The organism is Sunxiuqinia dokdonensis, from assembly GCF_001270965.1.
GTDB classification, from domain to species: Bacteria; Bacteroidota; Bacteroidia; order Bacteroidales; family Prolixibacteraceae; genus Sunxiuqinia; species Sunxiuqinia dokdonensis.
The window spans coordinates 1-2,660 of sequence record NZ_LGIA01000064.1 but is presented as its reverse complement, the minus strand read 5'-3'; the positions used below and the strand labels follow the sequence as shown (position 1 = coordinate 2,660).

The 2,660-nt window shown below is 40.7% G+C and carries 1 protein-coding gene; it reads left to right on the top strand.

Annotated elements, in window-relative coordinates:
• Positions 1-1,651: O-antigen ligase family protein (locus NC99_RS06005; protein WP_204374918.1), on the top strand; the 1,651-nt coding region annotated here is incomplete at its 5' end.
• Positions 1,652-2,660: the final 1,009 nt, after the last annotated feature.

Genomic DNA, 2,660 nt, shown 5'->3' with positions numbered 1-2,660 from the left:
GGGTTTTTTATTGACGAAAAATTTGCAAACTATCGGTGAGATTTTCGTGGAGTCTTTTAACTTTGACACCGCGATGTTCAAATCCCAAAAGATCAATTGGTTTTATGCGGCGCTAATTTTGTTTATGGTGGCCCTGCCATTTTCCGAAGCACTGATTTCCATATCGGGAGTATTGCTACTGCTATCTTCTTTTTTTTATCGCAAACATTGGTCCGATATCCTTTCATTCAAAAATCAAAAGGAATTATTGCTTTTTAGCTCTATTTACCTGGTTTACTTGCTTGGGGTTTTATTTACACACGATCGTAAATGGGCGCTGTACGACCTTCAGAAAAATATTCCATTTCTGATGATACCTTTGTCTTTTATGATTGCTAGGCAGTTGAAAACCGAGCAGTTGATCAATTTACTCAAAATCTTTGTCGTTGCGGTAAGCTCATCGGCTTTGATTACGATTGTTGGTTTTTATCTGAATAATGAAACTTCGGTTTTACGGGCGCAGGAGTTTGGTTTCATCCATCATATCCGGTTTAGCATGCAGCTTGTGTTTTCATTGATCATCCTGGCCGTTCTGCTTTATTTAAACCGTACAAAGAGCAGGCATGGGCTACAAGCCACGGCGTTTGTGCTAATGCTGTTTTTGACTTTGTTTTTGTTCTGGCATCAATCGCTGACTGGCATCCTTAGTTTCTTGGGAACCACCTGGATTGGGCTGTCGATTTTGATGTTTCAACTTAAAAAAAGGAAACAGAAAAATGTGGCATTTGTCGTTTTGGTGTTGGTTGTTTTGCTGCCAGCTGCTTATTTGTATTACGCGGTTAACCGGTATTATGATGTTGATAAGATTGCGCATGAAGAGCTTGAGCAGACGACAAAGAATGGCAATCCCTATCAACACGACTTGGCCGATCAGCGGCTTGAGAATGGGCACTACCTTGGTTTGTACTGGAATGAGCCGGAAATGAAAGCGGCATGGAATACGGTTGCCAATTTGAAATACGATGATCGCGATCAGTACGGGCACCAGGTCAAGGAGACATTGGCGCGCTACCTGACCTCGAAGAATCTACGCAAAGATGCTGAGGGAGTCCATCAACTGAAGGAGGAAGATATTGCCAACATCGAAGCCGGAATCAGCAATTTTTTGCTGGCGCGCAAGGGAATATCGCTTTATCCCAGGATTTACGTTAGCATTTGGGAGATTGACACTTACCTGAAGACCGGCCATGCCAATCATAAGTCGTTGGCCCAACGCATTGAATACACCAAAGCCGCCTTGGCCATCATCCGCGAACATTTTTGGTTTGGCGTAGGAACCGGCAATTGGAAACAGGCCTACCACGATGCTTTTGTGCAAAATCAATCGCAAATGGATCCGGCACAATACGCCGGCGCGCACAACCAGTACCTGGATTACATGGTGAAATTCGGCTTGATCGGCTTGCTATGGATTTTATTTGCCATCATTTACCCGCTTGTGAATACCAAATCCTATCGCGATCCAATTTTCTTCTTTTTTTTGATTAGTTTGTTGTTTGCAAACTTTGGCGATTCGAATTTCGAAACCCATGTCGGAAGTAGTTTCTTCGTGTTATTCTACAGTCTGTTTGTCGCTTCAGGAAAAGGGGAATCCAGGTTGCCATTGTCTTGAATGATGATTTTATCTGATTTTTTGATGAATTATGATTCCTTTTTGGTTTCATTACCCATTTGAATTGCAATAAAGTATTTTTAAAAATAGTTTTGCCTGTCAATTCACTTTCAGGCCTTCTTTTTTAGTTATAGCGTTCATTCAATCATTTAAAAATCATAGTTTACGGTAGCGCGGCACAGCGAATTGAGTTCTTCGTTCGACAAGCGTGCCGTGTAGATGTGCTAAATTCATTTGACATTTGTTTAGATTAAAAGTTATTCATTTACTTAGTCAGCAACCGGCATTGATATATCGGTTTTTCGCAAACTAAGCCATGCCGTCGTTTATTTTTCGCGTTTATAGACGTCTGCATTTTTCAGAAGCATTTTCAACAAGGAAATATTGTCTCTGAAATTTTCAGAAGCATTTTTAACATCAAAATGTTGTCTCTGAAATTTTCAAAAACGTTTTCACCGATGTTTTTTTGTCTGTTTTGTGGTTGATTTCATTTCGCATGCTTGAATTTGGTCTTCCGTTAAACCCTTTTTAGTCTTCCATACCAAATTTTTAAATTAGTCATTGGTAATTAGTTACTAGCTATTGGGAATTGGTTATTAGTTAGCGGTTGAGCGTTCGATTTTGGCATTTCTTGCCTTGCTGACTTTGGTCGACAGTATGTAATAAAAGAATCGGATAGCTATGCCCCACGTTGTCGCGAGAAGGCGCGACAGGGGTGGCGCAGGCATTTATGAACTGAAGGAATAAGCTTGGTTAAGGAGCGTTTTCCTATGGGTTATTGTATAGTAGATTTCGGAAAATGATAGGGTTCAGAACCGGATGTATGTTTTCCCGGGCAGGAAATCTATAGTCATCGAACAGAAAAAAGCAGATGTCGTGAGTTCTCCAGAGGGGATGAATAGCAAAAGGAAAGCGATTTAATCGCCGGTTGGGATTTTTCTTAGTGTGCGTTGTTCCATTCTATGCGGTAATGTTCATTAAACTGTGTCACGATTAGAATTTTGATGTT